The 23,858-nt window shown below is 61.9% G+C and carries 25 protein-coding genes, 1 tRNA gene and 1 pseudogene; 21 read left to right on the top strand and 6 right to left on the bottom strand.

Going from position 1 to position 23,858, the window contains the following annotated elements; translation table 11 throughout:
• The first annotated feature begins 3 nt into the window (after nucleotides 1–3).
• From D1223_RS13690 to D1223_RS19290, 5 genes and pseudogenes are all read left to right on the top strand, one after another.
• The gene (locus D1223_RS13690; RefSeq protein ID WP_158588487.1) at nucleotides 4–1,632 is read left to right on the top strand and encodes a type IV secretory system conjugative DNA transfer family protein; all 1,629 of its coding nucleotides are present in this window, start codon (nucleotides 4–6) and stop codon (nucleotides 1,630–1,632) included.
• Entirely contained in the window at nucleotides 1,623–1,925 is a 303-nt protein-coding gene (locus tag D1223_RS18745; protein WP_147372826.1) for a hypothetical protein, read from the top strand. The genes D1223_RS13690 and D1223_RS18745 overlap by 10 nt, the downstream gene beginning before the upstream one ends.
• A gap of 17 nt (nucleotides 1,926–1,942) precedes the next feature.
• Complete coding sequence (locus D1223_RS13685; RefSeq protein WP_119376967.1) at nucleotides 1,943–2,365, top strand: hypothetical protein; 423 nt, start codon at nucleotides 1,943–1,945, stop codon at nucleotides 2,363–2,365.
• A gap of 164 nt (nucleotides 2,366–2,529) precedes the next feature.
• Nucleotides 2,530–2,901 (top strand): hypothetical protein, encoded by a 372-nt coding sequence (locus D1223_RS13680; RefSeq protein ID WP_119376966.1) that lies wholly within the window; start codon nucleotides 2,530–2,532, stop codon nucleotides 2,899–2,901.
• Nucleotides 2,898–3,926: pseudogene (locus tag D1223_RS19290) on the top strand (recombinase family protein); the annotation flags it as partial. The gene D1223_RS13680 and the pseudogene D1223_RS19290, both read left to right, overlap by 4 nt.
• 538 nt (nucleotides 3,927–4,464) lie before the next feature.
• Here the strand turns inward: D1223_RS19290 and D1223_RS13660 are convergent.
• Nucleotides 4,465–4,539, bottom strand: a tRNA-Thr gene (locus D1223_RS13660).
• Between the two features lie 77 nt (nucleotides 4,540–4,616).
• Here D1223_RS13660 and D1223_RS18945 point away from each other — a divergent pair.
• The 5 genes from D1223_RS18945 (at nucleotide 4,617) to D1223_RS13640 (ending at nucleotide 8,386) form a co-directional block, all read left to right on the top strand.
• Nucleotides 4,617–4,766, top strand: coding sequence for a hypothetical protein (locus D1223_RS18945; protein WP_199288216.1), 150 nt, complete (start codon nucleotides 4,617–4,619; stop codon nucleotides 4,764–4,766).
• Nucleotides 4,767–4,844: 78 nt separating this feature from the next.
• Entirely contained in the window at nucleotides 4,845–6,125 is a 1,281-nt protein-coding gene (murA, locus tag D1223_RS13655; protein ID WP_119376963.1) for a UDP-N-acetylglucosamine 1-carboxyvinyltransferase, read from the top strand.
• An 11-nt stretch (nucleotides 6,126–6,136) separates the two neighbouring features.
• Complete coding sequence (locus tag D1223_RS13650; RefSeq protein WP_119376962.1) at nucleotides 6,137–6,598, top strand: DUF2948 family protein; 462 nt, start codon at nucleotides 6,137–6,139, stop codon at nucleotides 6,596–6,598.
• Nucleotides 6,598–7,905 (top strand): histidinol dehydrogenase, encoded by a 1,308-nt coding sequence (hisD, locus tag D1223_RS13645; RefSeq protein ID WP_119376961.1) that lies wholly within the window; start codon nucleotides 6,598–6,600, stop codon nucleotides 7,903–7,905. Before D1223_RS13650 ends, hisD begins: the two co-directional genes overlap by 1 nt.
• On the top strand, nucleotides 7,898–8,386 hold the full coding sequence (locus tag D1223_RS13640) for a UPF0262 family protein (RefSeq protein WP_119376960.1): 489 nt from the start codon (nucleotides 7,898–7,900) through the stop codon (nucleotides 8,384–8,386). The genes hisD and D1223_RS13640 overlap by 8 nt, the downstream gene beginning before the upstream one ends.
• On the opposite strand, the gene D1223_RS13635 is transcribed toward D1223_RS13640, so the two are convergent.
• Nucleotides 8,362–9,408 carry an HWE histidine kinase domain-containing protein gene (locus D1223_RS13635; protein ID WP_119376959.1) on the bottom strand — a complete coding sequence of 349 codons (1,047 nt, stop codon included), beginning with the start codon at nucleotides 9,406–9,408 and terminating at the stop codon, nucleotides 8,362–8,364. The two genes, D1223_RS13640 and D1223_RS13635, sit on opposite strands and share 25 nt — an antisense overlap.
• Nucleotides 9,409–9,590: 182 nt before the next feature.
• Here D1223_RS13635 and infA point away from each other — a divergent pair, with 182 nt between their 5' ends.
• The gene (gene infA / locus D1223_RS13630; RefSeq protein WP_084394245.1) at nucleotides 9,591–9,809 is read left to right on the top strand and encodes a translation initiation factor IF-1; all 219 of its coding nucleotides are present in this window, start codon (nucleotides 9,591–9,593) and stop codon (nucleotides 9,807–9,809) included.
• A 1-nt stretch (nucleotide 9,810) separates the two neighbouring features.
• Complete coding sequence (locus tag D1223_RS13625) at nucleotides 9,811–10,386, top strand: Maf family protein (RefSeq protein WP_119376958.1); 576 nt, start codon at nucleotides 9,811–9,813, stop codon at nucleotides 10,384–10,386.
• On the opposite strand, the gene D1223_RS13620 is transcribed toward D1223_RS13625, so the two are convergent.
• A complete protein-coding gene (locus D1223_RS13620; RefSeq protein ID WP_119376957.1) occupies nucleotides 10,383–11,189 on the bottom strand; it encodes a hypothetical protein in 807 nt (268 codons plus the stop codon). The two genes, D1223_RS13625 and D1223_RS13620, sit on opposite strands and share 4 nt — an antisense overlap.
• Nucleotides 11,190–11,324: 135 nt before the next feature.
• Between D1223_RS13620 and D1223_RS13615 the strand changes: the two genes are divergently transcribed.
• The 5 genes from D1223_RS13615 to D1223_RS13595 all read left to right on the top strand — a co-directional run bounded on the left by D1223_RS13615 (nucleotide 11,325) and on the right by D1223_RS13595 (nucleotide 14,800).
• Nucleotides 11,325–12,044 carry a fused DSP-PTPase phosphatase/NAD kinase-like protein gene (locus D1223_RS13615; protein ID WP_119376956.1) on the top strand — a complete coding sequence of 240 codons (720 nt, stop codon included), beginning with the start codon at nucleotides 11,325–11,327 and terminating at the stop codon, nucleotides 12,042–12,044.
• Between the two features lie 72 nt (nucleotides 12,045–12,116).
• On the top strand, nucleotides 12,117–12,425 hold the full coding sequence (locus tag D1223_RS13610; RefSeq protein WP_119376955.1) for a hypothetical protein: 309 nt from the start codon (nucleotides 12,117–12,119) through the stop codon (nucleotides 12,423–12,425).
• An 85-nt stretch (nucleotides 12,426–12,510) separates the two neighbouring features.
• A complete protein-coding gene (locus D1223_RS13605; protein WP_119376954.1) occupies nucleotides 12,511–12,786 on the top strand; it encodes a hypothetical protein in 276 nt (91 codons plus the stop codon).
• Nucleotides 12,787–12,895: 109 nt separating this feature from the next.
• Complete coding sequence (locus D1223_RS13600) at nucleotides 12,896–13,792, top strand: hypothetical protein (RefSeq protein ID WP_119376953.1); 897 nt, start codon at nucleotides 12,896–12,898, stop codon at nucleotides 13,790–13,792.
• A gap of 39 nt (nucleotides 13,793–13,831) precedes the next feature.
• Nucleotides 13,832–14,800, top strand: coding sequence for a hypothetical protein (locus D1223_RS13595; protein ID WP_119376952.1), 969 nt, complete (start codon nucleotides 13,832–13,834; stop codon nucleotides 14,798–14,800).
• 2 nt (nucleotides 14,801–14,802) lie between these two features.
• Here D1223_RS13595 and uvrA read toward each other — a convergent pair whose 3' ends face one another.
• Entirely contained in the window at nucleotides 14,803–17,730 is a 2,928-nt protein-coding gene (uvrA, locus tag D1223_RS13590; protein ID WP_119376951.1) for an excinuclease ABC subunit UvrA, read from the bottom strand.
• 209 nt (nucleotides 17,731–17,939) lie between these two features.
• Between uvrA and ssb the strand changes: the two genes are divergently transcribed.
• The 3 genes from ssb to D1223_RS13575 all read left to right on the top strand — a co-directional run bounded on the left by ssb (nucleotide 17,940) and on the right by D1223_RS13575 (nucleotide 20,702).
• Nucleotides 17,940–18,428: a single-stranded DNA-binding protein gene (gene ssb / locus D1223_RS13585; RefSeq protein WP_119377149.1), complete on the top strand. Its 489-nt coding sequence runs from the start codon at nucleotides 17,940–17,942 to the stop codon at nucleotides 18,426–18,428.
• A complete protein-coding gene (locus D1223_RS13580) occupies nucleotides 18,429–19,883 on the top strand; it encodes an amidohydrolase family protein (RefSeq protein ID WP_119376950.1) in 1,455 nt (484 codons plus the stop codon).
• A 78-nt stretch (nucleotides 19,884–19,961) separates the two neighbouring features.
• The gene (locus D1223_RS13575; protein WP_119376949.1) at nucleotides 19,962–20,702 is read left to right on the top strand and encodes a type I pantothenate kinase; all 741 of its coding nucleotides are present in this window, start codon (nucleotides 19,962–19,964) and stop codon (nucleotides 20,700–20,702) included.
• A gap of 1 nt (nucleotide 20,703) precedes the next feature.
• Here the strand turns inward: D1223_RS13575 and D1223_RS13570 are convergent, their stop codons facing one another.
• Complete coding sequence (locus D1223_RS13570; protein WP_119376948.1) at nucleotides 20,704–21,330, bottom strand: YitT family protein; 627 nt, start codon at nucleotides 21,328–21,330, stop codon at nucleotides 20,704–20,706.
• Between the two features lie 32 nt (nucleotides 21,331–21,362).
• Nucleotides 21,363–22,379 carry a Kelch repeat-containing protein gene (locus tag D1223_RS13565; protein WP_233353165.1) on the bottom strand — a complete coding sequence of 339 codons (1,017 nt, stop codon included), beginning with the start codon at nucleotides 22,377–22,379 and terminating at the stop codon, nucleotides 21,363–21,365.
• Between the two features lie 161 nt (nucleotides 22,380–22,540).
• Between D1223_RS13565 and D1223_RS13560 the strand changes: the two genes are divergently transcribed.
• On the top strand, nucleotides 22,541–23,776 hold the full coding sequence (locus D1223_RS13560) for an acyl-CoA dehydrogenase family protein (protein WP_119376947.1): 1,236 nt from the start codon (nucleotides 22,541–22,543) through the stop codon (nucleotides 23,774–23,776).
• Nucleotides 23,777–23,858 lie beyond the last annotated feature (82 nt).

Raw genomic sequence — 23,858 nt, 5'->3', positions numbered from 1 at the left:
GGCTTGCCTGATTTTGATAATGAGCGGTTTCGGTTCGGAAGCGCGGAGCTGGCATCCCAAGCGCAAATCGCCGCCGCTGGTGCATACAACTTCAACTCGCAAACACGCTTCGGGGGCTTCGCCTTTGGCCGGCCGTTTGGGCACGCGGGGCTTGCCGGGGAATTGATTGTCGGCGGCGCGCGAAGCGGCAAGTTGGCAAGCTTGCTGGCGTATCAACTTTGCCTGGGCGGTAGCCAGCACAATCGCGTCATTCTTGATGTCAAAGCGGAAGCGTTCTTCATTGCAAATCTTCTGGCCGTCGAAGGGCGCTATAGCTATGTCTGGAATCCCTGCCGGATCGCAGGGCTGCCGTTTCATCGGATCAACCCTGTCGATTACATTCACATCGATAGCCCCAGCCTGATCGATGATGTGATTGCCTTTTGCGAAATGGCGGTCCCGCTTTCAGGTGCGCCGCAATCGCGGTTCTTCGAGATGCGCGCGCGCTGGTTCCTCCAGCATATCTGCCTGGCTCTGGTCGAGATGGACGGTGTTTTGCGGCTGGATCGCCTCTATTGGGCGGTCATGCTCTTCGTAGGCGGAGGCGATGAATGGCTGGAGCGGCTCGCCTTTCCGATGAGCCAATCACGCTTTGAGGATGTGCGGCAATGCGAAGAAGAGATTGCAGGCCTTCGTTCACGTGAAGGCGGCGGTTTCGATGGCATTGCAGGTGAATTGAGCAAGAGTTTTATCTGTCTTAGCTCGCCGCAATTGCGGGCGTCCGTGAGTCCGCCCTACGATTTTTCTTTTAAGCAGCTTTGCGATGAAGGCCGTCTCTACACGGTAAATCTATGCCCGAAGGGCGAATATGTCCGGCAATGGGCGCTCGTTATCAAGGCGATGTTCTTGGCGGCCAAGACCTATCGGGCCGCCGCGCCACAGGCCCCGCGCCAGCATTGGGTGATTGACGAAGCCGCCCAACTCGGCGCGGCGCAATTCCTCCTTGATGCTTACACGATTGGCGCAGGCTCATGGGGCGTGACGCCGCTGACGGTCTGGCAGAGCACTTATCAAATGCGCGCGTTGGGTGAGAACGCCGAGAATATCCTGCTCGGAAGCGCAGGCTATCAGGCGTATTTCGGTATCAGGGATATGCCCTCTGCCACGACGCTGAGCCGCCGCATTGGTGCTGAGACCCTCGAATATGATGATGAGGTCCAGCAGGCCAAAGCCCGACAAGGTTATAATCGAGCGCTCCTGGAGTTGATCGATGGCGGGGATGTCCTGAGCGCCGGACTGCAAGCCACTCACTACAAACGCTCCTCTCGCATTCGCTCAAAGCAAAAGCGCGATGTGCGGACGCCGGATGAGATTTTAAATATGCCCGGCAGCAAGATGTATGTGTTCATGGATGGCGTCGAAGGCGCGATTTATGCGGATCGCTACCCTTATTATGAGATGCCGTGGATGGCTGGGCGCTATCTCGGCTCGCCTTATTACCCGCCAATAGACCGTGTGCAGATAATGGGACAGCGCGGCCCGGAATATCGGCGCGTTATTACTGAAGCCGTACCAGCGCGGCTCTCGCACTTTCCTCAGTACCAACAAAGCGGCCAGTGGTCGTATGTCGAAGGATTTCGTCCATGTCTGTGAAGTCGCCCGAAGACACGCTCAAAGCAGGTCAGGCCGCCAAAGATAATCTTGAGGCCGTCAAAGCGCGCATCGCATCCATGCGTGTGCGTTTGGCGCTGAGCGAGCGAAGCAAGGATATCGAAGGGCTTAATCAGGTGAGGGATCAATTAGATCGCTCGCTAGAACCTCGCGCCTCGAAATATGTGCGGGAGGCCGCAGACAGAGCGAATGAGATCAAGGCTTTTCGAGAAATTCGAAAAACTCAAGGCTCGCCCCGTTCTCAAGAGCGATCACGCAACCATTCACTTTCATAACCAAAAGGAGACTGCCCATGACAGACGCCCCGCCAGGCCGGAACAAAGACAACGCCCCTGAGCTCGTTTTGCGCGACGGCAATTTGAGAAGCGCGACATGGCGAAGCGAGGGTGAGTATGGCCCGCTTTTCAATACCAAAATTACGAAGCTATACCGTGATGAAGATGGCAACCCACAAGAGACCTCCACGCTAGGCTCGAAAGACCTTCTGCGCGTCAGCGAGCTTGCGCGCGAGACCCATTACAAGATCCTCGCCCGACAGCGCAAACACGCCCAAGAGCGCAATGCGCAGCGCGAGGATAATCAGCAAGAGCTATCCGAAGACTGGCACGACGATGATAAACGCCGTGATGAGATTCAGCGGGAGCGATTCAAAGACGAGCGCAAGCCTGCCCGTGGCACCCGCCGCACAAAACCGCGAGATAGAGCGGCCCGCTAAATCGCGGGCCTAAAGCCAAGCAGATTCTTCTTGCCAAAAAGCGCAAATGAACGTATGTTCACTTTTTGTTCTTATTGCCTTTGGCGATCCTGCCGAAGCGCAACGCAAGAAGAGGAAAGGACGAAAATGATTGATACACCCTGATTGAAAAAGGACACCGAGTCATGGAGGAAACCAGGACCACACACCCACCAGCGGACCGCGCCGCCGCCACGCCGATAGAGGGCAATGAGCGCACCATAACGAACACCGTACAATTCGATCTTGAAGCCTATATGCCGCTTCTCGAAGATACGGATATCCCAGACGACCAAAAACTTGATCTGCTCAGAGCGCTCCATGCGATCATGGCCAGTTTCGTTGATCTGGGCTTTTCCATTGAAAATCCGCCTTGTGGAAAACCGCAAGAATTGGCCGATCCATCAGCCCAGGCTGTGCGGGATCATGTATACTCTTCTCATCACAATTTCATTGAACGCTTTGAAAATGCTGCAGGCCCTGTGCGCGATGCGGCGCAGGAAGGAGTCGAGGCATGAGCTCGCAAAGGACAGTCACAAAATCAGCTATCATCTATTGCCGAATATCCTCGCTAAAGCAGGCCTCAGACGGTGATGGGCTGAACTCTCAGGAGCATCGGTGCCGTCAGTATGCTGCACAAAAAGGCTATGACGTTGAGGCGGTCTTTCCCGACTCCATCACAGGGGGCGGAGATTATTTGAAGCGCCCCGGCATGGTGGCGCTTCTGACATATCTCGATGCGCAAAAGGACAAGAACTATGTCGTCATCTTCGATGACCTCAAACGGCTTGCACGGGATACAGCGGCGCATATTGCTCTGCGTCAGGAATTGTCATCGCGCGGCGCTACCGTTGAATCTCTGAATTTCAAATTCGAGGAAAGCCCCGAAGGGAAGTTCATCGAGACGATCATTGCCGCGCAGGGGCAGTTAGAGCGTGAGCAAAACAGCCGTCAGGTCGTCCAGAAAATGAAGGCTCGGCTTGAAAAGGGCTTTTGGGTTTTTCATGCGCCTATCGGCATGAAATACGTGCCCGCAAAAGGCGGCGGCAAAGTCCTGGTGCGTGATGAGCCTTTGGCCTCGATCTGTGCCGAAGCGCTTGAAGGGTTTGCGAGCAATCGGTTCGCCTCTCAGACCGAAGTGCTCCGCTGGCTGGAAGCACAGCCTGAGTTTCCGAAGGACAAGCCTAACGGCTCGATCCGCCCGCAAAGCGTTGTGCGCTTCTTGGGCAAAGAGGTCTATGCCGGGCTGGTCTCTTCAAAGAAATGGGGTGTGACGCTTCGCGAGGGCCAGCATGAAGGCCTGATCTCTGTGGCTACCTATGAGCGCATCCAGCACAAACTCAAAGAAGGCGTCTACGCACCGACCCGCATTGATACACGTGAGGACTTTGCGCTTCGCGGAGCGCTTAAATGTGCGTGCTGTGGTTACAATCTCACGGGCGGCTGGTGCAAAGGCAAGTACAAAAAATACCCATACTATTTTTGTGTGAACCGCGATTGCGAGCAGTGCTCCAAAACCATCTCCCGCGACAAGCTAGAGGGTGAGTTTGCTAACCTGTTGGGTCAGCTTGAGCCTGCACGGGCACTGGTCCAAGTGGCGACTGCCATGCTGACCGATTGTTGGAACCAGCGCCTTGCGCGTGCTGAGGAGCGGGCAGACGGATTCAGGCGTGAAGCTGAAACTTGCGAGACGCAGATTGGCGAGCTGGTCGACAGAATTATTGAGGCGACGAATCCCCGCGTGATCCAAGCCTATGAAGACAAGATCGCCGAAGCTGAAAAGCGCAAGCTCGTCTTGCTCGAAAAAGCCGCTCGAACCGCCAGGCCGCAAATGCCTTTGGAGAGTTTGATTGAACTCTCCCTGAAATACGTCTCAGCGCCAAAAACTCTATGGGATTCAGGGGTTTTAGAGCTTCGCCGCTTAGTGCTGAGGCTCACCTTTTCGAGTCATCTGCGTTACTCGAAAAAGGGCGGCATTGAACTCCCTGAAACGACAGCGCCGTTCAAATTATTCAACCAAATCAACAATGTAAAAGGAGGAAAAATGACTGAAACGCCTGACTTCACTTCAGCAGAAGGAATGGTGCCGCGGGGGAGGATTGAACTCCCGACCTCGTCATTACCAATGACGCGCTCTACCACTGAGCTACCGCGGCATTTGAAGCGGGTGAGGGAGGCCCTTAGCTTATGCGGGGAATGATGAAAAGACCGTTTCGGAAGGTTCACTGAACAAATGACTGACAAAGACAGCGCCGCCAGCCGCGATGCCCGTCTGAAGGCGGCCCTTCGCGACAATCTCAAACGCCGCAAACAGGCCGCCCGGCGCGGGCGGGAAGACGAATCCCGCAAACCGGGCGAAAAGGGTGCCGGGACGGACACATAAAGGCTCTGTTCAGGGTTTGGGCAGGCGCGCCGCATTCCCGCCTTTTCCATGCCGACAAGACCACTATAAGGAGCCGCCATGGACAGATTGAAGATCACTGGCGGCAAACCGCTTTCCGGCACGATCCCGATTTCGGGAGCGAAGAATTCCGCGCTGAAGCTGATGGCGGCGGCGCTGCTGACGCCTGAGCCGCTCACCCTCACCAATGTGCCGCAGCTGGCAGACACGCGATTCCTTTCGCAGCTGCTGCAGACACTCGGGGTCGAGGTCTACTGGCCGAAGGGCGATTCGACCTGCCGGATGAATGCAGAATCGCTGACCTCGACCATCGCGCCTTATGAGCAGGTGCGCAAAATGCGGGCGAGCTTCAACGTGCTCGGCCCGCTCCTGGCGCGCTACGGCCATGCCACGGTCTCGCTGCCTGGCGGCTGCGCGATCGGGGCCCGGCCCGTCGACCTGCACCTGAAGGCCTTCGAGGCCATGGGCGCCGACCTGGTCGTCGAGGAAGGCTATGTGAAGGCCGCTGCGATTCGCGGGCTGAAGGGCGCGCATATCGTCTTCCCCTTCGTCTCCGTCGGTGCGACCGAGCATGCCATGCTCGCCGCGACACTCGCCGAGGGTGAGACGGTGCTTGAGAATGCCGCGCGTGAGCCGGAAATCGCCGACCTTGCGGACTGTCTCAATGCGATGGGCGCGAAAATCAGCGGGGGCGGCACGGCAACCGTAACGATTCAGGGCGTCGAGAAGCTGCACGGCACCACGCATGCCGTCATGCCAGACCGGATCGAAGCCGGCACCTATGCCATGGCCGTCGCCGCAGCCGGCGGCGACGTGACGCTGACCAATGCGCCCGTGAGCGCGCTGAGTGCCCTGACAGGGGCCCTGCGCGATGCCGGTGTCTCCGTGGAAACCGACAAGCAGGCCAGCACGATGCGGATTGTGCGCAATGGGTCGACACTCAATGCTGTCAGCGTCGACACCGCGCCGCATCCGGGTTTCCCGACCGACCTGCAGGCGCAGTTCATGGCGCTGATGACGCTCGCCAATGGCACGTCGGTGATCCGGGAGAACATTTTCGAGAACCGGTTCATGCACGCGCCGGAGCTTTCGCGGCTCGGGGCGAACATCGCCGTGCGCGGTCATGAGGCGATTGTGAAGGGTGTGGAGACCCTGAAAGGAGCACCGGTGATGGCGACTGACCTTCGCGCGTCGGTTTCCCTTGTCATCGCCGCGCTCGCTGCCCAAGGTGAGACCGAGGTCAACCGGATCTACCACCTGGACCGGGGCTTTGAACGGCTGGAAGAAAAACTGAGCGCTGTCGGGGCCGATATCCGGCGTGTCAGCGACAGTGAGGAATAGGGGCGCCAGACATGGCTGACATGAAGCCGCTGAGGCTAATCGCCGAGGACAAGGACGACCTGACGGTGATTTCCGCTGCCATCCAGGATGCGGTCACCAAGGCCGAGCACCTGAAATACGAAGCCCGGCGCCACCGCTTCTCGATCGAGCTGAACCGGTTCCGCTGGGAAGAGACGAGTGGCAAGCGCCGCAAGAAGGAGCCGGGCGCGCGCGTGCGCTCGCTGCTGGCCTTTGATGGCGTGCTGTCGGTGAAGTCGCTCGGCATTTCCAAGGCCGATCCCGACATGGTCTATTCGCTGCTCGCCATTGAATTCGACCCGGCCGATGAACCGCCGGGCGGGATAGTCCGTATCGTGTTTGCAGGCGACGGTGAACTGGCCCTCGAGGTCGAGGCGCTCGACGTGACCCTGCTTGACAGTGAGTATGAGTGGACGACCCGCCATACGCCGAGCCACGAACGGAGAAAGCGCTGATGGTCCGCTGGATCGATGCGACGCAAGGCAGCTTCAAGGAAACCTTTGCAGCCTTCCTGGATGAACCGCGCGGCGAAGCCGGCGATGTCGCCGGGACGGTGCGCGATGTCATCGCAGATGTGCGCAAGAATGGCGGCGAGGCGGTTGCGCGATACACTTCTAAATTCGACCGGCTGACCCTCGACCCGGTGACGCTGCAGTCGGACAATGTCGACCTGGCAGCGCTGGCGGCGGGCTGTCCGGCCGACCTGCGCGAGGCCATCGACTTCGCGGCCGAGCGGATCGCCGCCTATCATGAGAAGCAGCGCCCGGTGGACCACATCTTCAAGGACGCGTCAGGCGTCGAGCTTGGCTGGAAATGGACGTCGCTGGACAGCGTCGGCGTCTATGTGCCGGGCGGGCTTGCCTCCTATCCGAGCTCGGTGCTGATGAACACGGTTCCAGCCAAGATTGCCGGTGTGGACCGCGTCGTGATGACCGCGCCCGCGCCGGGCGGCCAGCTCGCCCCGGCGGTTGCCTATGCCGCCCTCAAGGCGGGTGTGGATGAATTTTATCCGATCGGCGGCGCCCAGGCCATCGCCGCCCTCGCTTTCGGGGCTGGACACCTTACGCCGGTCGACAAGATTGTCGGCCCCGGCAATGCCTATGTCGCCGAGGCCAAGCGCCAGGTTTTCGGGACGGTTGGTATCGATACCATCGCCGGACCATCGGAGATTCTCGTGGTGGCCGACGAAAGCGCCAACCCCGACTGGATCGCCGCCGACCTGCTCAGCCAGTCCGAGCACGACACCTCCTCGCAGTCGATCCTGATTACTGTGAACAAGGATGTGGGCAAGGCTGTGGAAGAGGCTGTGGAAAAACAGTTGAAATCTTTGTCCACAGAGGCCCGCGCCCGTCAGGCCTGGGAAAGCCATGGCGCGATCATCCTGGCCGGGTCGCTTGACCAGGCCGCCGACATCGCCAACACCATCGCCGCCGAGCACCTGGAGCTTGCCGTCGAGGATCCCGACCTTCTGCTGCCGCAGATCCGGCATGCCGGTGCGGTGTTCCTCGGCCACCATACGCCTGAAGCCCTCGGCGACTATGTGACCGGGTCCAACCACGTCCTGCCGACCAGCCGGGCGGCACGGTTCAGCTCCGGCCTTGGTCTTGCCGACTTCATGAAGCGGATGAGCATCCAGCGGGCGAGCGCCGATGGATTCAACGCGCTTGCACCCGCTGCCCTCCGGCTGGCAGAAGCGGAAGGGCTGCCGGCGCATGCGCGGTCGGTTTCCATTCGCACCAATTCCGGCGGAGGCCATGGCTGACAAACGCCTCATTGCGGTCGAGATTGACGAGGAGACGCTGTCCTCCAGCGGGCCCGATGCCGAGCATGAGCGGCGCGTCGCCATTTTCGACCTCATCGAGGAAAACACTTTCGGCATAATCGATGATGATGGCGGGCCCTATGTGCTCCACCTGTCCATGGTCGAGCGCAAGCTGGTCTTCGACATCCGCCGGGAAAGCGGCGATAAGGTCCACGCCTTCATCCTCTCGATTTCGCCTTTCAGGGGAATTATCCGCGACTATTTCATGATCTGCGAGAGTTACTATTCAGCGATCAAGACGCAGACCCCGCACCAGATCGAAGCGATCGACATGGCGCGCCGCGGGATTCACAATGAAGGCTCATCGCTGCTGGCTGAACGCCTCGAAGGCAAGATCGAGGTGGATTTCGACACCGCGCGCCGGCTGTTCACACTGATCTGCGCGCTGCATGCCGGTCAGGCCCGCGCCCCCGGCGGCTGATCCGCCATCATATCCCAGGGACTGTCCGGCAGGTAGGCTTGGATCGTCACCCGGATACCGTCATCCTCATAGTCGCGGTCGATGCTGACATTGTTCATGAAGGTCTCAAGCCGCGTGCCAAAACCGGATCGTTCAGGCGGGCGAACGCCACTGAGGCCGGACTCCTTCCATTCGACCTTCAGCTGCTTTCGCGCCGGGTCTGGCCAGAACGTTACGTCGAGCCGGCCGCCGGGCCGGCTGAAGCAGCCATACTTGGCAGCATTGGTCGCGAGTTCGTGGCCGAGCAGGGAGGCCATTTGCGAGGCACGCGGGCTCAACGTCACATCCCGTCCGTGGAAATGGGCCCGGCCTGGCTGGAAGCCGCCATACTGTTCGACACCCGCCTCGAGAATGTCCTTGAGCGAAAGACCCGACCAGTTGGTCCGGGCCAAAAGGCTATGGGTGCGGCTCATCGCCATGATGCGGGCTTCGAAATCTTCCCGAAACTCATCGATGCTGCCAGCGTTCTTGCCAGCCATGGCTGCCACGGCCTGAACAACCGAAAAGACGTTCTTCACGCGATGATCGAGTTCGAGGCTGATCGCCTCATTCCGGCGTTGGAGATTTTCCTCTTCGGTGACGTCCTCGGCGTGCTGGATGATGTAGACCACGTTGCCGGTGCCGTCGAAATAGGGCGTCTGGGTGCACTGCCAGCATCGCGTGCTGGTCGTTCCGTCGGCATGTTCGAAGTGGAAAGCCTGCCGGTCCAGCTGGGTGGTGACGCCATCCAGTGTCTGCAGGAAGGTTTCCTGCACAGAGGCGACACGCTCCGGGGTATCCGGGAAGGCATCGAATATGTACCGGCCCGAAATCTGGTCCAGCGTGCGCTCCAGCATGGTGAGATAGGCCTTGTTGGCGTAGACGATATGCAGCTGGCGATCCATCACCATGTACGGTGTCGGCATGGTGTCGAAGAGCTGCATGAAGTTGAGGTAGCCGGCCTGGACGGGCGGCTTGTCGGCGCGCGGCATGTCGAGGGGCATGGGATATAAGGCTTCCGGTTACGTCCAATTCACACGCCTTCTGGCAGAAAAGCGTTACCGTCTGGTGCACCCTTGAGGCGCACGGCAGTGCAAAAGGACTTGCGTCGAGACGGTGACGAAAGTACCGAACCGCACCATATTAAGCGTGCGGAACCGATTCCGCGGCAAATCATGGAGTGCCAATGGCAAAAGAAGAACTTATCGAATTCAACGGGACCATCATGGAACTGCTTCCGAACGCGACCTTTCGCGTGAAGCTGGAAAACGACCATGAGATCATCGGCTATACCGCCGGCAAGATGCGCAAGAACCGTATCCGCATCCTGACGGGCGACAAGGTTCTCGTTGAGATGACGCCCTACGACCTGACCAAGGGCCGGATCACCTACCGCTTCAAGTAATATGACAGACCCGCGCGCGCCCCTTGTCCTGGCGAGCGCGTCACCGCGGCGCCTTGATCTGCTTGCCCAGGCAGGCATTCGTCCAGATGACGTCAGGCCCGCCGATATCGATGAATCCCCTCAAAAAGACGAAACGCCCCGTGCGCTGGCCCACAGGCTTGCGCTGGAAAAGGCGCAGGCGGTGCATCGCAGCGGTGAGTACACGCTGGCTGGCGATACGGTCGTCGCGCTTGGCCGGCGCATGCTTCCCAAGGCTGCCAGTCGTGACGAGGTCCGTGCCTGTCTGGAGCTGATCTCGGGGCGCGCCCACCAGGTACTGAGCGGCATCGCCGTGATCGCCCCGGACGGGCGTGAATCGGTCCGGGTCGTGACGTCACGGGTCGTCTTCAAACGCCTGACCCCGCCGGAAATCGAGCGTTATGCCACGGCTGGCGATGGTGTCGGCAAGGCGGGCGGCTATGCCATACAGGGTGGCGCGGCGCCGTTTGTCCGGCGCATCAACGGCTCCTACACAGCCATTGTCGGCCTGCCGCTTTACGAGGCGGTCTGCATGCTGGAAGGGCTCGGCTACCGCTAACCGGCCGGCGCGTCGAGCGGGGCGGAATAGGTGCGCAGCGGCGCAACCCCGGTCCTGGCCTGCGGCGCCGAAATATCGTCGAGCGTGACGGTCACGCGCGTGTCTTGCGGAAGCGGCCCGTCCAGCGGAATGGAAAAGGTCCGGTCGCTGGCGTCGAGGACGACGAGGTTCGTGACCGGATAGGTCTGGCCTGTGCCGTCCCGGCCCTCAATGCGGATCTTGCCCTCAAGGCGCGCATGCGCATTGCCGCTATTGGTCAGATCGACCTCCAGCCGCGGCGCACTGGCTGTCCCCGCCACACGCACGCCGCTGACCTCCGGTACGCTCACCGCCGGCTGGAGCGTCAGATAGAAGAGGCTGGCACCTTCGGTCTTCTGCATCCGGCCATCGGCGCCCGGGGCGACTTCGGACGCCATCAGCGCGAGCTTGTGGTCGCCGGCCGCAGCGGGTTTGGCCGGAACGATGATGTCGACAATCACTATGCCGGACTGGCCGGGCGCCAGCGGCAGGTAGGCGGGCGTGATGCGTGTCCAGCCAGTGGCTGAGCGCTCATCGGTGCCCTCCGGCGACAGGACCAGCGCGCCATGGCGGCTGAGCGTCCAGTCCGCCAGCCCGACGGTGAGATCGCGGGAAACCTCATCCGACAGGTTGGTGACCGTCAGCATCTGGCGGTAGCGCTCGCCCGGCTCGGCCGGGATCTCCACCGACGAGGGCTGGATGTCGATCCCCTGCGACAGGGCCGGCAGCGCGGTTGCCATGAGGCCGAGGGCCGGGACGAGGAGGCGGGCAAGGGAGGCGATCATTCGGGTGTGCTGGGCCTGTTGATGCTGGGTCAGGAAATCCCGGTCACGTTAAGCCCGTCTTCTTACTGGTCGTTTAAGACCCATATGACCTTGCGGCTTGCCCGCAGCAGGCAGCTTGGCTAGGCGGCAGGAGTGATGAGCGAACAGACGCCGGAAAAGAAGAAGAAAAAGCGCAAGAAGAAGCGCCCGCATATCGCCGCCGACCTGTCGACGGTGGCCGGGCGCGCGCGCGCCGAACGCGAGCTGGTGCTCGGCGATCACGGCTTCCTGCGCGAGAGCTTCCAGAACCTGCACCAGATCAGCCCGGAAATGTGGCGCTCCAACCAGCCCAATCCGCGGCAGGTGGCAGAACATGCGGCCGAGCGCGGCATCCGTACCATCATCAATCTGCGCGGTGAGAGCACCAAGGGCTATTACCTGCTTGAGAAGGAAGCCTGCGAAGCGGCCGGTATCGTGCTGGTCGATTTCCAGGTCTTCTCCCGCGATACGCCCAAGGTCGAGACCATCGAGGCGGCGCAGGCCCTGTTCGAGGACATCGCCTATCCGGCGCTGATGCACTGCAAGTCAGGCGCTGACCGGGCCGGACTGATGAGCGCCCTCTACATGATCTTCCGGCGGCAGATGCCGGTCGCAAAGGCTGCCGAGCAGCTGTCTGGCCGGTTTCTGCACGTCAAATCCGGCAAGACCGGCATGCTGGACGCGTTTTTCGCGACCTATCTCGAAGAGACGGCGGATAGCGCAAAGCCCTTCATGAAGTGGGTGCGCGAGGACTATGACCCCGCCGCCGTGAAGGCTGAATTCATGAAGCGCCTGGGCAACAGGTTTCAATGGGATCGCCTGCTACGGCGCGAATGACCGCTTTTTTTCTGGCAAGCGCGGGAAAATCGTGAAAACCTTGCCGGGGTATCAATTGAGAGGGAAATCGCCGTGAAACTCATTCATATTGCTCCGGCCTCGCTGCTGTTCATCGCTGCCTGTGGTGGCGGCGGCAACGACAAGCAGGCCATTGTCGACGCTTGTGTCGCTGACGGTTCAAGCGACCAGGCGACCTGTGAGTGCATGGCCGATGCGGCCGAGAAAAATCTCGACGGGAAGCTGTTCTCGATGCTGGCCGATGCGGCGCGCGACGGCTCGGAAGCGACCGAGGAAATCATGGGCGACCTGACGCCCGAGCAGCAAACCCAGTTCATGTCCTTTGCCATGCAGGCCGCGATGACCTGCGGCATGGGCGAATAAGCGCGAATCTGACTGAAGACAGCTTGCGCAAGAGCCGCTATGGTCCTGCGCGAGGTCTTACCCTCAATGTGGAAAGGGGACGCAAATGAAGTTCTTTATTATCAACAGCTTCCGCACGATGGTCTATGTCGCGTACATTGCGATCATCCTCGCCGGCATCCTGATGGGTATCTACCAGCAAGGGGCGGCTGCGTACGACCTGCTTGGCCTTGAAGGCCCAGTGGCGCGGGCTCTGGAAATCGGTGTCGGGACGCTGATCGGCTGGATATCGGCCAGCCTTGTCTGCGGCCTGATCGTGACGCTTCTGGACATTCGTGACGACATCAACGACCGCCTGCCGGACGCCCGCCGCGACGACTGAGCGCGCTGGCACACAACATGATCGAACGGGGCGGAAGCATGGTCTTCCGCCCCTTCTTTTTGTGCAGGGAGAGGGTGTGCGAAGGCGGGCGGTGCGCTAGGAAAACGGGATGAGTGCTGTGCTTCCAAAACCCGCGGCCCTGATGCGCGATGCGTTCACGAATGCGCGCTCGATTGCGCTGCCGACCTTGCCAGGCCTCCTGCTGTTCGCGGCGGCCATGGGCGGGCAGAGCTGGTTCAACCGGCTGGCGGCCGATGGCAGCTCCTTCATGCTGCTGTGGATGTGCGTCAGCCTGGTCACGATTTTCGTCGGCTGTTTCTGGTCGGCGGACATGTACCGCAAGCTGATGCCGGATAGCGGCGTGCGGACGGTCTTTGTCGATGCCGGACGGCTGTTCCTGGCGAGCCTCGCTGTCTACGGCCTGTACTTTATCGTCGGCTTCCTGCTGACGCTCTTCTTCTCTATCTTTGCCGGCATCCTGATCGGCACGGCGGGCTACGACCCTTCCGAGAATGCGGGCAGCACGGAAGCGGTCTGGGAATCGATCCGGGCGCTGTCGAACTCAGGCGGCGCGGTGCTGCTCTACATCCTGCTCTTCGTGGCTGCGGCCGGGCTTGTCTGGCTCGGCCTGCGGCTTTTCCTGTTCGGTGCGGCGACCGTCGGGGAGCGGCGCCTGACCATATTCCGCAGCTGGTCGTGGACGTCAGGCCATGTCTCGCGCATCGCGCTGCTCTGGGTGGTGCTGCAGCTGGCACCATGGATCGTGCTGACCCTGCTGGCATCCGGCTTCCTGCACCTGATGGGCGTCGACACGATCTTCTCCTTCACCACGGCCGGGCAGGGCCCAACGGGTGACGCCGCCGTGCCGGCAGGTCTTTATGCCGGGCTCACCAGCGTCGCGACCCTGATCATGGCGCCGTTCTACTGGCTCGGCCACGGTCTGGCGGTGACCCTTTACAACCAGCTGGCGCCGAACAGAGTTGACCCAGACGCCACATTCGGGTGATATATCGAAAAACGATAATACCCGGAGACGTCGCCGCGCATGGCCCAGCAGTTCAGCTTTGGTAATTCGGTTCTGCATTTTGCGCGCAGCGACGGCCCCGGCGGCTTCCTCTGGAAATACCTCGCCTCCTATCTGGCAGTGGCGGTCTGTCTCACCGCGCTCAGCTATGCGCTCTTCCAGCCGCTTTTCGGGATATGGTTCAGCATCCTTGTCGAAGCGATGGGCGGGGCCAGCGACGCCGAGATCGAGGCGATCCTCGCCCGGCGCGCGGTCGAGATCGTTGGCTGGATCGTGTTCGGCTACCTGCTGATGCTGATCCTTGGCGTCATGTTCTGGGCGGTGTTCGAGGCGGCGGCCCAGCGGCGCCTGGTGCGCGACGAGGGCTTCAGTCTTCGGATCGGCGGCGACGAGTTCCGGCTGATCTTGGTCGGGCTGATCTGGGTCGGGCTTGGCCTTGCGGCGCAGATCTTCAGCATCATCTTCATTGCCATTTCCACGGCCTCGCTGGTCTATGCCCTCGACAATCCGGGCGGCGGCGCGATCGCGGTCCTGCTCTGCATGGCGCTGCTCACCGGCCTCTGGATATGGATCGGCGTGAGGCTCGCGCCCGCCTCGGCGATGACCGTGCGCGATGGCAGGGTTACCTTTTTCGACGCCTGGAACGTCACGCGCGGGCGGTTCTGGACGCTGCTGGGATCCTATCTGGTGCTGGCCATCATCGTGGTGACGATGGCCACGTTGACCTGGTACTTCATCGGCACGGGCGTCGCAGCGGCCATCATGGCGAATATCGAGCGCTTCCAGACGGCGATCGATGCCGAGAACCCGTTGATGCTGCTGTCGGCGCTGATGCAGTTCGACATCCTTGCCCCGATCATTGGCGGGTGGATGTTCTGGGTGATGGTGCAGGGGCTGATCACCTTCATGTGGGCCGGCCCGGCCGCGCTGGCGGCCAAGACCGATCCGCGCGGCGGCGGGGTTGCGCAGGCGCCGGACGTGTTCGCCTGAGCCTACTCGGCGGCCTGCGCCTGCTTGGCCTTCTTGCGGTTCACCTTGTTGCGCTGGGCCCGTCTCTCATCCTGCCGGCGGAAGGTCTCCGCGAGGAATTTTCCTGTCCAGCTTGAGTCACTTGCGGCGACTTCTTCAGGTGTTCCTGTAATGACGACCTTGCCGCCGCCATCGCCGCCCTCGGGGCCGATATCGATGATGTGGTCGGCGGTCTTGATGACGTCGAGATTGTGCTCGATCACCACCACCGTATTGCCCGCATCGACCAGCTCATGCAGCACTTCGAGCAGTTTGCGGACATCCTCGAAATGCAGGCCCGTGGTCGGTTCGTCAAGGATGTAGAGCGTGCGGCCCGTGGCGCGCTTCGACAGCTCCTTGGCGAGCTTCACGCGTTGCGCCTCGCCGCCCGACAGGGTCGTCGCCTGCTGGCCGACCTTGATGTAGGACAGGCCCACCCGGTTCAGCGTTTCCATCTTGGTCTGGATGCTTGGCACGGCGGAAAAGAACTTCTCGGCTTCCTCAACCGTCATGTCGAGCACGTCGGCAATCGACTTGCCCTTGTAGAGGACTTCCAGCGTCTCGCGATTGTAACGCTTGCCGTTGCAGGTCTCGCAGGTGACGTAGACATCCGGCAGGAAGTGCATCTCGATCTTGATGACACCGTCGCCCTGGCATGCCTCGCAGCGCCCGCCCTTCACATTGAAGCTGAACCGGCCCGGCGCATAGCCGCGCGCCTTGGCTTCCGGCAGGCCGGCATACCAGTCGCGGATCGGACCGAACGCGCCGGTATAGGTCGCCGGGTTGGAACGCGGCGTGCGGCCGATGGGCGACTGGTCGATATCGATGACCTTGTCGAGATGGTTGAGGCCTTCAATGCTCTCATAGGGCGCCGGGGCGTCAGAGGCGCCGTTCAGCTTGCGCGCCAGTGCCTTGTACATCGTCTCGATGATCAGCGTCGACTTGCCGCCGCCCGAGACGCCAGTGATCGCGGTGAAGGTGCCGAGCGGGATGGTGGCATCGACCTTCTTGAGATTGTTGCCGCTCGCGCCTTTTATGGTCAGAGAGCGGGCCTTCTTCTTCAGCCGCCGCTTGGCCGGGATGGCAATCTCTTCCTTGCCGGAGAGGTAGGCGCCAGTGAGGCTGTTCTCATTGGCGATGATGTCTTCCGGCTTGCCTTCGGCAATGACCTCGCCGCCATGCACCCCGGCGCGCGGGCCCATGTCGATGACATGGTCGGCAGTGAGGATGGCGTCCTCGTCATGCTCCACGACCAGCACGGAATTGCCGAGGTCGCGCAGCCGCTTCAGCGTTTCCAGCAGGCGCTCATTGTCGCGCTGGTGCAGGCCGATACTGGGCTCGTCGAGGACGTAGAGCACGCCCTGCAGGCCGGACCCGATCTGGCTGGCGAGGCGGATGCGCTGGCTTTCCCCGCCCGACAGCGTGCCCGAGGCGCGCGACAGGGACAGGTATTCGAGGCCGACCGCGTTGAGGAAGACCAGCCGGTCATTGATTTCCTTCAGGATGCGGCTTGCGATTTCCTTCTGCTGGTCGCTCAGCGAGCCTTCGACCGAGCCGAACCAGTCGCCGGCCTCCTTGATGGAGAATTCCGAGGCGTCGGCAATGTCGTGATCGGCGATCTTCACCGCCAGGGCTTCGGCCTTCAGGCGCTTGCCGCCGCAGGCCGGGCAGTCGGCCGCCGACATGTATTTGGTGATCTCGTCGCGTACCCACTGGCTGTCGGTCTCGCGATAGCGCCGGTTGAGATTTGGGATGACGCCCTCGAACGTCTTCTTCACCTCATAGCGGCGCAGGCCATCATCATAGACAAACTGGACTTCCTCATCGCCCGTGCCGTTGAGAATGATATCGCGGACTTTTTCCGGCAGCTTGTTCCACGGTTGGTCGAGGTCGAAATCATAATGGTCGGCCAGCGCCTGGAGGGTTTGCGTCTGGTACGGTGACTGGCCCTTCGCCCATGGTGCAATCGCGCCCTTGGCGAGCGTCAGGTCCTTGTCGGGCACGATCAGTTCCGGGTCGGTCTTCGACTGCTGGCCAAGGCCGTCGCATGTCGGGCAGGCGCCGAACGGATTGTTGAAGGAGAAGAGGCGCGGCTCGATTTCCGGAATGGTGAAGCCAGAGACGGGGCAGGCGAAATTGGCAGAGTAGGTGATGCGCTTCGGCTCGGTATCGCCCTCTTCAAGGTCGGCATATTCCAGCACGGCGATGCCGTTTGCGAGGCCAAGCGCGGTCTCGAAACTCTCGGCCAGGCGCTGTTCCATGCCTTCGCGGATGACGATCCGGTCGACCACGACATCGATGTCATGCTTGTACTTCTTGTCGAGCGTCGGCGGGCTTTCGAGGTCGTGGAACTCGCCATCGACCTTCACGCGCTGGAAGCCGTTCTTCAGGAGCTCGGCAAACTCCTTCCTGTATTCGCCTTTGCGCCCGCGGATCATCGGCGCGAGCAGGTAAAGGCGCGTCTTCTGAGGCAGGTCCATCGTCCGGTCGACCATTTCCGAAACGGTTTGCGACTGGATCGGAAGGCCCGTGGCCGGCGAGTAGGGAATGCCGACACGCGCCCACAAGAGGCGCATATAGTCGTAGATCTCGGTAACCGTGCCGACCGTCGAGCGCGGATTCTTCGAGGTCGTCTTCTGCTCGATGGAGATGGCCGGCGAGAGGCCCTCGATGCTTTCCACGTCCGGCTTCTGCATCAGCTCGAGGAACTGACGCGCATAGGCCGACAGGCTCTCGACATAGCGCCGCTGGCCCTCGGCATAGATCGTGTCGAAGGCAAGCGAGGACTTGCCCGAGCCCGACAGGCCGGTCAGCACGACGAGCTGGTCGCGCGGAATATCGACATCGATATTCTTGAGATTGTGCTCTTTCGCGCCGCGCACGCGGATCATGCGAAGGTCGGGGGCAGTCATCGGCAAAGCCTCTGGGAACGCTTCAGGTCTATCAATCTACATGTGTGCCCGGAGTCCAGCTTGACGACAAGAACAAAAAATGAACATCATGCCAGTGACAGTGGTTTGGGCGCAGGATTGTGGAAATATGGGGTGCGAGGGCGACACGCGCCAAGACACGTATTACACCCAAGCCTTACGATTCGAATGCGAAATGAATGGAGCGCGACATGGCAGGCTCGGTGAACAAGGTCATCCTCATCGGTAATCTGGGCGCCGACCCGGAAGTGCGGCAGTTCCAGAATGGCGGGCAGGTCTGCAATCTGCGTATTGCGACGTCCGAGACCTGGAAAGACAAGAATACCGGCGAGCGTCGTGAGAAGACCGAATGGCACAATGTCGCGATTTTCTCCGAAGGGCTTGTGCGCATTGCGCAGCAATATCTCAAGAAGGGCTCCAAGGTTTATATCGAGGGCAAGCTGCAGACCCGCAAATGGCAGGACCAGAATGGCCAGGACCGCTATACGACGGAAGTCGTCCTGCAGGGCTTTGACGGCACGCTGACCATGCTCGACAGCCCCGGCGGCGGTCAGGGCGGCGGCGGTGGCGGCCGCATGGGTGGCGGAGGCTATGGCGGTGGCAGCTCCGGCGGTCCGCGTGAACTCGATGGCCCGCCGCAGGACTTCAACCAGGATTTCGACGACGAAATTCCGTTCTAGATGCGTCGCGGCTGCGTCAGGCTAGCTGGCGCCTGCCTGGCGCTTCTGGCGGTGGCGTGCACCGGCAAAGAACCGGGTGCCGGAACAGACACCGGCTCCCTGCTTATCACCAATGCCCGGCTCGTCGACCTGTCGGGCGAGACACCGTCCATACTGGACGAGGCGTCGCTGCTCGTCCGTGACGGGCGTATCGCCGCCATTGGCGATGCATCGGCCCGTTTCGAGGCACCGCAAGTCATTGATGCGGAAGGACGGACCATCACGCCGGGACTGGCGGACATGCATGTCCATGTCTGGGACGAGGCCGAACTCGGCGCCTATATGTCTTACGGTGTGACCACGATCCGCAACCTGTCGGGCATGCCGTTTCATCTCGACCTGGCGCGCGAGATCGATGCCGGAGAGCGTATCGGGCCAAGGCTGCTGACTTCCGGGCCGATCCTCAACAGCGCCGGGCCGAATGCACAGCTCAATCACAAAATGGTCGAGGATACGGATGCCGCCCGCGCGGCTGTCGACTGGCAGGCGCAAGCCGGCTTCACCCGCATCAAGGTCTATTCGAACCTGCGCGCCGATGCCTATGCCGCCGTCCTCGAAGCGGCTCGCGCGCATGGCATGGCGGTGACAGGCCACACGCCGGAGGGCGAAAGGCGGCCCGGCATGCCGCTCACCGAGGCCTTCGATATTCCGTTCGAGGACATCCTGGATGACGGGTTCGAGACCATCGAACATGTCGAATCCATCGTTTGGCACGGGTTGAGAAGCCGCCATGACGAGGCGGCGGCGCGCGCGCTGGCCCGGAAGATTGCGGCTGCAGGCGTGCCGGTCACACCGACCCGCGTCGCCCATCGCAACCTCCTGCGCATGGCCGAGACGCGCGGTGACGCTGGCCGTCGCGAAGGGATGGACCTGCTCAACCCCTTCGTTCAGGCGATGGAACAGCCGGTGAAGGATCGATGGGCCAATAGCTCTTCGAGCCGGCTCGCCGAGAATGACGCGTTCCAGGCGCGCGTGACTGGCATTTTCAATGAAGAAGGCGTGCTGCTTGTGGCTGGAAGCGATGCTGGCATCTTCATCAATGTGCCCGGCCAGTCGCTGGTCGACGAGCTTGCCTTGCTGGTCGATGCCGGGCTGGAGCCTTATGAGGCGCTGCAGACGGCGACCTGGAATGCGGCGCTGATCCTCGGTGAAGAGGCACGACATGGCTGCATGGCCAATGGCTGCGCGGCAGACCTTGTTATGTATACCTGCGATCCGCTTCAGGACATTGCCTGCGTTGGGGATCTGGTGGGCGTGGTTCGCGCGGGTAGATGGCTGTCGCGGGACGACCTGTTTGCCTTGCGCGAGGCGGCAAAACGGCATGACATCGCGCGGACGCAGGCCAATCTCATGGCTGGGCTGCAGGCGCAGGGTACACCGCTCCCGGAGATACCGGGCAGACCGGCCGCGCAATAGTCTCCGGCCTTCGCCCGACCTGTGCTTGTCCTGCAGCCTTTGCCCGCTAAAGTCACTGCAAACGGAAGGGCGAGATTCATGGCCGATGCCGGACAAATGAACACGCAAGGCATCGACGCGGTTGCGGCAAGGTTTCTCGCGCGGGCCACAGCTGGCGACGCGCTGATCGTCGGACTGACCGGGTCGGTTGCGTCGGGGAAGTCGACGCTCGCCGGGCATGTCGCACGACACCTGTCTTCAGCCGGCCACACGTCCGAGACCGTTTCGACCGATGGCTTCCTGTTTCCGAATTCGGTGCTGGAGGCGTGCGAGCTGACCAACCGCAAGGGCTTTCCCGAAACCTATGACCGCGCCGCGATGGCAACAGCGATCCGGGCCGTTCGCTCAGGTCCGGCCCGTTTTCCGGGCTACAGCCATGAGACATTCGACATCGATCCGGCGCTCGCGCGCGAGATTGCCCGGCCGGATGTGCTGATCCTCGAAGGCCTCGGCCTGCCGGTGCCTGGCGGCCCGGAACGGGGCGCGGGCGAGCCGGACCTGCTGGTCTACCTCGATGCCGACATTGCCGACCTCGAAACCTGGTATGTCGAGCGCTTCGTGCGGTTCTGGGAGGCCGCCGAGCATGATCCGACGTCGTTCTATGCCCGCTTCAGGCACATGACGCTGGACGAGTTGAAAGTCTTCGCCCTGAAGGTCTGGAACGACATCAACCGCCCCAATCTAGACAACCACATCCTGCCGATGCGCGATCATGCCGACATTGTCGTGAAGAAGGACGCCGGCCACGCCGTACGGATCGTGGAGGACCGGCGGGCCTAGCTCAGCTCATCCCGCGATAGCGGCCGGGCTTGTGGTTGATGGCGACGGTCAGGTTCAGCACGAAGGCGCCGATAATCGACAGGGCGACCAGTTTCAGCGGCAGCATGAACAGCGCCACGATGAGGATGGTGAGGTCGACGATCAGCTGGAAGAGCCCGGCCCGCATCACGCCCTTGTCCTGCAGGAACTGCGACAGGATGGTGACCCCGCCAATCCCGGCCCGGTGACGCAGCAGGACGACCAGGCCGACCCCCATCATCGCCGCGCCCATGACCGCTGCAAAGCTCGGCGCAAGGAATGAAAAGTCGGCCCAGAGCGGGATCAGCCGCGTCAGCGCCGAGATCAGCGCGATGCAGGCAAAGGTCCTGAGTGTGAAGCCCCATCCCATGCGCATGATGGACAGGATGTAGAAGGGCAGGTTCAGCACGAAGAAGACCGGGCCAAAGCTCAGCGGCGTCCCGAATTCCACGAGCAGGCTGGTGCCCGCCACGCCGCCCGTTATCAGCATCGCCTCGCTGTAAAGCGTGACACCGAAGGAGAGCAGCAAGGTACCAAGCAGGATCGCCTGGACGTCCTCATACCATTTGTGCTGCTGCAGCGGGGCTGGATTGTCTGCGGTGTCTGCCATGGACGGGGCTTTCGCCCGCACCCGTCAGAAGGTCAAGGGCGGTAGATCTCCACGGCTGCGCTTGTCCGGCTGCCGCCGCGCTGGCGCGCACCGCCGATAAGATAGATGTCGTTTCCGACCGTCACGCCGCCGAGGCCATGGCGCGGTTTGGGCATGTCGGCAATGGCACGCCAGCGGTCCTCCATCGTGTCGTATTCCCAGGCCTCCCGGTACACCCCGCCGCCATTGTTGAAGAATTCCCCGCCAAAGGCGTAGAGCCGGTCGCCGACGACGCCCGCGGCCAGCCCGCCCTGCGCCTTGGGCATCGGTGCCAGGCGCTCCCAGCGGTCCGACCAGTGATCATAAACCTCATGCACGGGCGTGTTGCCACCGGACACGGTGCGTCCGCCGACCACATGCAGCCGGCCATCGGCGACAATGCCCGCAGCGCTGTTGCGCGGGGTCGGCAGCGGGGCGGCATCGCCCCAGGCGGTGCCGTCGAACACCCAGTGCGCGCCGGTATCGGTGTGGTCGTTCCAGTCGAGATTGCGCGTCCCCGACGGCTGGCGCCCGCCGACGACATGAAGGTTTCGGCCCAGAATGCCGACCACGCTCTCGCCATTCGGTGCGGGCATTTCAGGACCGGCCACCCAGCCCTCATCTTCGCCGGCATGACGCCAGACATCGCGCTTCATCTGCCAGGCGCCGGCCTGGTGCGATTCAAAGCCGCCAATGCAGTAGAGGCTGCCGGAGAAGCTGATGAGCTGTGGATGGTGGCGCGCAACGGGAAGGGGTGTTCCGGCCTGCCAGGCGCCGCTCGCGACATCGAGAACATGGTGCGCAGCGGTTGGTCCGGTGATCCGGCCGTCTGCGGCGACGAAGCCGCCTGCGACGTGGATCCGGCCTTCATGCAGGCAGGGATAGATTTCCTGCACGGGAACGGGAAGCGACGGCCCGTCGCGCCAGCCTGGCCGCTCATTCGCCATGGCACGAGGAGCCAGCGAGGCGATGCCCGCCACTGCACCGGCCTGCAGAAGCCTGCGCCGGTTCCACGAAGACTTCTCGCTCATGCCGATTCCTCCACGCTGTCCGACTCGACCTTAGCGGCGGCGCGCGGCCAGAGGCAATTCGAAGCTGCACTCCCGCTTTCCTCCGTGACCTCGCGGCAGGCGTGTGCAGCAGTGAAGATCGCCGCTAGGCTCGCCTGAAAGACAAACAAGGGAGGCCCGCTGTGGCGATTGATTTCACGATACCCGAAGAGGCGAAGAAGGTCCGCGAGCGCGTGCGCCAATGGGTGCAGGATGAGTGCATCCCGGCCGAGAAACGGCTTGAAGCCGGCGAGGACTACAAGACCGTCCTCAATGAGCTGCGCGGCAAGGCGCGAAAGCAGGGCCTCTGGCTGCCTTTCATTCCGGAAGAGCATGGCGGCATGGGGCTTGGGCCGCTTGCCAATGCGCTGGTCCAGATGGAGCTTGGCCAGAGCCATCTTGGCGCGCTGTCGATGAACTCGCAGGGCCCGGACGATGCCACCATGCTGACGCTGCTCGCGCACGGCACCGACTATCAGAAGGAAAAGTTCCTGAAGCCGATCCTGAATGGCGAGAAGCGCGTCTGCTACTCGATGACGGAGAAGGCCGCGGGCGCTGACGCAACCGGCATGCAGACCCGCGCCGAGAAGGACGGCAACAGTCACTACGTGCTGAATGGCGAGAAGTGGTACTCGTCTGCGGCGTCGGTCGCCGACATCGCCGTCGTCATGGCCAAGACCAATCCGGAAGCGCCGCGCCACGAACAGTTCTCCACCTTCATCGTCGAGCTGCCCGACCCGGGCTACAATATCGTCCGCGATATCCCGACCATGGCCGTCCATGGCCCGCTCTACGAGATCATGGGCGGCGGCCATGCCGAGGTGAAGATCGAAAACCTCCGCGTGCCGCAGGAAAACCTGCTGGGCGGGGAGGGCAAGGGCTTTGCCATGGGCCAGCACCGGCTTGCCTATGGGCGCCTGCGCCACGGGATGCACAATGTCGCCATGGCCCAGCGCGCGCTCGATCTCGCAACCGAACGCGTCACCAGCCGGTCGACCTTCGGCAAGGGCCTCGAAGACCGCCAGGGCGTCCAGTTCATGCTGGCCGAATGCGCAAGCCAGCTCTACATCGCGCGCCTCATGCTGATGCACATTGCCTACAAGGCGGAGAACGGCATGGACCTGCGCCAGGAGAACGGCATCGCCAAGGTGTTCCTCGCCAACATGGTCCACAAGGTGGTCGACACCGCAATCCAGCTGCACGGGGCGCTCGGCTACAGCCTCGATACGCCGCTCGCGGCCTGGTACACCCATATACGTTCGCAGCGCCTGGTGGACGGCCCGGACGAGGTCCATAAATGGATCACCGGCAAGAATGTCATCCGCGCCTTCAAGAAGGACGGAACGACCGCAGCCGCGGCCGGCGGGGACCTTCTTTAGAGGTTGGGCGACGTCGCCTGTGGAAAGGCCTGCCAGCGCTGCTTAAAGGTGGCGCCGAGGGTGGTCTCTGTGGCTGCCGCCT

Origin of the sequence: Henriciella mobilis (assembly GCF_003576285.1) — a bacterium.
Taxonomy (GTDB): domain Bacteria; phylum Pseudomonadota; class Alphaproteobacteria; order Caulobacterales; family Hyphomonadaceae; genus Henriciella; species Henriciella mobilis.
The sequence above is the reverse complement of the archived record's forward strand: the minus strand, read 5'-3'. Positions and strand labels throughout refer to the sequence as shown.